4 protein-coding genes are annotated in these 5,309 nt (G+C 72.3%); all 4 read right to left on the reverse strand.

Annotated features, from left to right (window positions below):
- The coding region (locus GL263_RS20705) for a GMC family oxidoreductase (protein WP_182857237.1) at positions 1–1,509 on the reverse strand (1,509 nt) is incomplete at its 3' end.
- 183 nt (positions 1,510–1,692) lie between these two features.
- On the reverse strand, positions 1,693–3,195 hold the full coding sequence (locus GL263_RS20710; protein WP_182857238.1) for an aldehyde dehydrogenase family protein: 1,503 nt from the start codon (positions 3,193–3,195) through the stop codon (positions 1,693–1,695).
- Between the two features lie 213 nt (positions 3,196–3,408).
- Positions 3,409–4,398, reverse strand: a complete 990-nt coding sequence (locus tag GL263_RS20715; protein WP_182857239.1) for a malate dehydrogenase — start codon at positions 4,396–4,398, stop codon at positions 3,409–3,411.
- 339 nt (positions 4,399–4,737) lie between these two features.
- On the reverse strand, positions 4,738–5,309 hold a 572-nt coding region (locus tag GL263_RS20720), incomplete at its 5' end, for a DUF2690 domain-containing protein (protein ID WP_182857240.1).

Raw genomic sequence — 5,309 nt, forward strand, 5'->3', positions numbered from 1 at the left:
CAGCAGGTCGGCGGCCTTCTCGCCGACCATGAGCACACCGATCATGGGGTTGACCGCCGGGATCGTGGGGAAGACGGAGGCGTCCGCGATGCGTATACCGTTCAGCCCGCGGATGCGCAACTCCGGGTCGACGACGGCGAGTTCGTCGTCGGCCGCGCCGATGCGGCAGGTGCCGGCCGGGTGGTAGACGGTGTGCGCGACCTGGCGGGCGTAGGCGCTCAGCTCGTCGTCGGAGGTCACCTCGGGGCCGGGGCACACCTCGCGCTTGAGCCACCTGGCGAACGGCTCGGTGGCCGCGATCCGGCGGGCGAGCTTGATGCCGTCGACGAGGGTGCGGCCGTCGTAGCCCTCCTCGTCGGTGAAGTAGCGGAAGTCCAGGGCCGGTTTGGCCTCGGGGTCGGCGCTGGTGAGGTAGAGCCGGCCGCGGCTGCGCGGCTTGGGGATGTTCGGGGTCATCGACACGCCGTGCTCGGGCCGCTGGTAGCCCAGCCGCTCGGGGTTGTCGGTGAACGGGATCTGGTAGAAGTGGAACATCAGGTCGGGCCCGGCGGACTCGGGGTCGCGGCGGACGAACAGCCCGGCGTCGGAGTCCATGGCCGAGTTGTCGGGGATCGGGCCGTCGGTCTCCCAGACGATGACCGACTCCGGGTGGTCGAGCAGGTTCTCGCCGACGCCCGGCAGGTCGTGGCGGGCGTCGATGCCCAGCGCCTTGAGGTCGTCGGCGGGCCCGATGCCGGAGAGCATCAGCAGCCGGGGGGTGTCGACGGCGCCGGCGCAGACGATCACCTCGCGGTCGGCGGCGACGAAGGTCTCGGTGCCGTCGGCGGCGCGGACGTGGACGCCGGTCGCCCGGTCGCCGTCCAGTTCCAGGCGGAACGCCCAGGTCTCCAGCATCAGATGGAGGTTGGGCCGGTCCCCGGCCGCCATGTGCGGGTGCAGGTAGGCGACGGACGCCGAGGAGCGCTTGTTGTCCTCCGGGTGGTAGGCGAGGTCGAAGAAGCCGGCGCCCTCGTGGAAGGGCCGCTTGTTGAAGCCCTCGACACGCGGCACGTCGAGCGCGGTCACGGCCGCCTCGACCCAGTCGCGGGCGATGGCGTTCCGGTCCTTCTCGTCGACGGGGACGATGTTGTTGCGGAGCTTCCCGTAGTACGGGTCCATCGCCTGGCCGTTCCAGCCGGTGGCGCCGGCGGCCTCCCACTCGTCCCAGTCGGAGGGCAGGGGCTTGAAGGAGATCAGCGTGTTGTGCGAGGAGCAGCCGCCGAGGACGCGGGCGCGGCTGTGGCGGATGTGGCTGTTGCCGTTTGGCTGGGGGGTCGTCGGGTAGTCGTAGTCCAGGTCGCCGCCGAGCAGTCCGAGCCAGCGGCGCAGCGTCAGCACGTCCTCCCGGTCCATGTCGGACGGGCCGCCCTCGATGACGGCGACGGTGACGTCCGGGTCCTCGGTGAGTCGGGAGGCGATGACGGAACCTGCGGTCCCGCCGCCGATCACCACGTAGTCGTAAACGCTCATGACTGGGTACTGCTCCTCGCGGGGTTTCCTTGGCCTGTTCTGGTGGCCTGGAGGGGGTGCTTGGCCTCTTCGGTCGGGTGACCGGCTCGGGTCTGCGAGCCGGAGTGGGGCCCGTGCGCCGGGGGCCGGGGCGGTCGGCCCGCGTTCGGGCGGGCCGACCGGTCGTCGGGTGCTCGGCCGACGTCAGCCGGCGAACCAGCGGACCGGGGCCGGCCGCAGGTTCTCGTAGACGTGCTTGGTCTCGCGGTACTCCTCCAGGCCGGCGCGGCCCAGTTCGCGTCCCACGCCGGAGCGGCCGAAGCCGCCCCACTCCGCCTGCGGCAGGTAGGGGTGGTAGTCGTTGATCCAGACCGTGCCGTGGCGCAGGCGCCCGGCGACGCGGCGGGCGCGGGCGGTGTCGGAGGAGAACACCGCGCCGGCGAGGCCGTACTCGGTGTCGTTGGCGAGTTCGACCGCCTCTTCCTCGGTGCGGAACGTCTCGACGGTGAGGATCGGCCCGAAGGTCTCCTCCCGGACGACCCGCATCCCGCGGTGGCAGTTGTCGAGGACGGTCGGGCAGTAGAAGTAGCCGCCGGTCGGACGCGTCTCGTCCGGCTCGGGGCGTTCGCCGCCGCAGCGCAGTGAGGCGCCCTCGGCGAGCGCGGACGCGACGTACCTCTCCGTCTTGTCCAACTGCTGCTGGGAGACGAGCGGCCCGCACTCGACGCCCTTCTCGGTGCCGCGGCCGAGCCTGATCCGGGCGGCGCGGCGGGCGAGTTCGGCGACGAAGCGGTCGCGGACGGACTCCTCGACGATGAGCCGGCTGCCGGCCGAGCAGACCTGGCCGCTGTGGATGAACGCGGCGTTGAGCGCCTGGTCGACGGCGGTGTCGAAGCCCTCCTCGGTGGCGCAGGCGTCGGCGAAGACGACGTTGGGGTTCTTGCCGCCGAGTTCGAGCGCGACCTTCTTCACCGTGGGTGCCGCCGCCTGGGCGACCTTCACGCCGCTGGCCAGTCCGCCGGTGAAGGAGACGAGGTCCACGGCCGGGTGCTCGGCGAGCCGGGCGCCGACCGGGTCGCCGGCGCCGGTGACGATGTTCGCCACGCCGGCGGGCAGTCCGGCCTCGGCCAGCAGCCCGACAAGCCGGACGGTGCTGAGCGGGGTGACCTCGCTCGGCTTGACCACAAAGGTGTTGCCGGCCGCGAGCGCCGGCGCGATCTTCCAGCTCGCCTGGAGGAGCGGGTAGTTCCAGGGGGTGATCATCGCGCAGACGCCGACCGGCTCGTGCACGACGACGCTGTGCACGTCGGCGCTGCCGGCGTCGACGACCCGGCCGCCGGACTCGTTCACCACCAGGTCGGCGAAGTAGCGGAAGGCGGCGGTCACGTCGTCGACGTCGACCCGGCCCTCCTCCAGCGTCTTGCCGGTGTCGCGCGACTCCAGCAGGGCGATGTCCTCGCGGTCCCGCTGGAGGAGGTCGGCCACGCGGCGCAGCAGCGCGGCGCGCTCGGCGACCGGGGTGTTCGGCCACTCGCCCTTGTCGAAGGCGCGGCGCGCCGCTTCGATCGCGGCGTCCGTGTCCGCGAGGCCGCCCTCGGCGACCGTCGCCAGCACGCCGGCGTCGGCCGGGTCCAGGATGTCCCGCGTTCCGCCCGTCTCGGCGTCCCGCCACACCCCGTCCACGTAAATCGTCTTCTGTCCCGACACGTCGCCTGCTGCCTTCCTTACCGTCCTGCACCATGCCGGCATGGCCGGCAACTTGCACCCCTGCCCCGAAGTCGCGAACTCATGTCTGTACAGGTGAGATAAGTGGCCTTCATCACTCCCGGGCCTGGTTTACCCACCGGAACGCCGAAGGCCCGGCACCTGGAGCGGTGCCGGGCCTGGGTGGAACCCGCGTCGGGCGCGGGTCCCTTCGGCTCAGATGAGGCCGAGCGCGCGCACAGCGTCGCGCTCCTCTTCCAGCTCCTTCACGGAGGCGTCGATGCGGGCGCGGGAGAACTCGTTGATCTCCAGACCCTGCACGATCCGGTACTCGCCGTTCTCGGCGGTGACCGGGAACGAGGAGATCAGGCCCTCGGGCACACCGTACGAACCGTCGGAGGGGATGCCCATGGAGGTCCAGTCGCCGTCGGCGGTGCCGTTGACCCAGGTGTGCACGTGGTCGATGGCGGCGTTGGCGGCCGACGCGGCCGAGGAGGCGCCGCGCGCCTCGATGATCGCGGCACCGCGCTTGGCGACGGTCGGGATGAAGTCCTCCGCCAGCCACTTCTCGTCGTTGACGACCTCGGCGGCGTTCTTGCCGGCCACCTCGGCGTGGAAGATGTCCGGGTACTGCGTCGCGGAGTGGTTGCCCCAGATGGTGAGGCGGCGGATCTCGCCGACCGCGACACCGGTCTTCCTGGCCAGCTGCGACAGCGCGCGGTTGTGGTCCAGGCGGGTCATCGCGGTGAAGCGCTCAGCCGGTACGTCCGGCGCGGCGGCCTGGGCGATCAGCGCGTTGGTGTTCGCCGGGTTGCCGACCACCAGGACCTTCACATCGTCCGCGGCGTGGTCGTTGATGGCCTTGCCCTGCGGCTTGAAGATGCCGCCGTTGGCCTCCAGCAGGTCACCGCGCTCCATGCCCTTGGTGCGCGGGCGGGCGCCCACGAGCAGGGCCACGTTGCTGCCGTCGAACGCGACGTTCGGGTCGTCGGTGATGTCGATGCCGCGGAGCAGCGGGAAGGCGCAGTCGTCCAGCTCCATCGCGGTGCCCTCGGCGGCGCCGAGCGCCGGCGTGATCTCCAGAAGGCGCAGCCTGACCGGGACGTCCGGGCCCAGCAGGTGGCCGGAGGCGATGCGGAAGAGCAGCGCGTAGCCGATCTGGCCGGCGGCGCCGGTGACGGTGACATTAACGGGAGTGCGGGTCATGGCGGTCTCCGTTGAACCTGACGAGGGCGGCTGGATCGCGTGGATCCGACGAGATCTCTCTATGTCAAGAGATCCGCCCGTCAGGCTACCGTGCCGACGCCTCGCGGGGGCAGCCACCCGGGCCCGTGCCGCCGGCCGCCGCACCGGCTGCGCGCAGCTCGCGGGGATCCGGCGGGGGCGGTCGGCGGCCGCGCGCCGTTTCCGACGCGCGACCGCCGGCGTGGATGCCGCCCCGTGGGGGGACTGGTCGTCTGCCCTCTCCCCCGCGGGTCATGCCGGCCCGCCGGCGGGACGGCCGAAACCCGTCGCCCCGACGGCGGATCCGTCAGCGCCGACGGCTCAGGGCTCGGTCGTCGTCGTGCAGCCGCCGGTGCCGGTCGCGGTCTCCACACACGCCTTGGCGGCCTTGGCGTCCTTCGCCGCGACCATCATGGTGTAGCCGCCCGTGCCCTCGGTGACCTCGTCGGACTCCGACTCGCCGGCCGAACTGACGGTCACCTTCGTGCCCGGGGAAGCGCCGCCGATCCGGGCCCATGCCGCCTTGCAGACGTCGCTGTAGCGGACCTCGACGTACGTCGTCCCGATCATCGCGTCGGCGGAGGTCTCGGCGTACTGCCCGCCGCAGCCCATGAGTTCGGGGTCCTCGCCGGCGCAGTCGCCGCCGGAGCACTTCACCCCGTCGGGCAGCTTGACCGCGGCCTTCGTGGGGCTCGGCTTGGGCTCGGGCTTGGCGTTCGCCTCGCCGCCGCTCTCCAGGAAGAACACCGCGCCGGCCACCACGACCAGGGCGCCCACCGCGCCGGCGAGCACCATGCCTATGCGGCGACCGCGCGAGGGCGCGCCGGCGTCGTGCCCGGCGGACCGCGACGTGTGGGAGGTGTGCGGCGTCTGGGACGGGTGCGGGGTGGGGG

Origin of the sequence: Streptomyces durbertensis (assembly GCF_014156695.1) — a bacterium.
Taxonomy (GTDB): domain Bacteria; phylum Actinomycetota; class Actinomycetes; order Streptomycetales; family Streptomycetaceae; genus Streptomyces; species Streptomyces durbertensis.

Coding starts and splice junctions, on each gene's coding strand:
- GL263_RS20715 (WP_182857239.1), bottom strand. CDS start 4,398: ATGACCCGCACTCCCGTTAATGTCACCGTCACCGGCGCCGCCGGCCAG.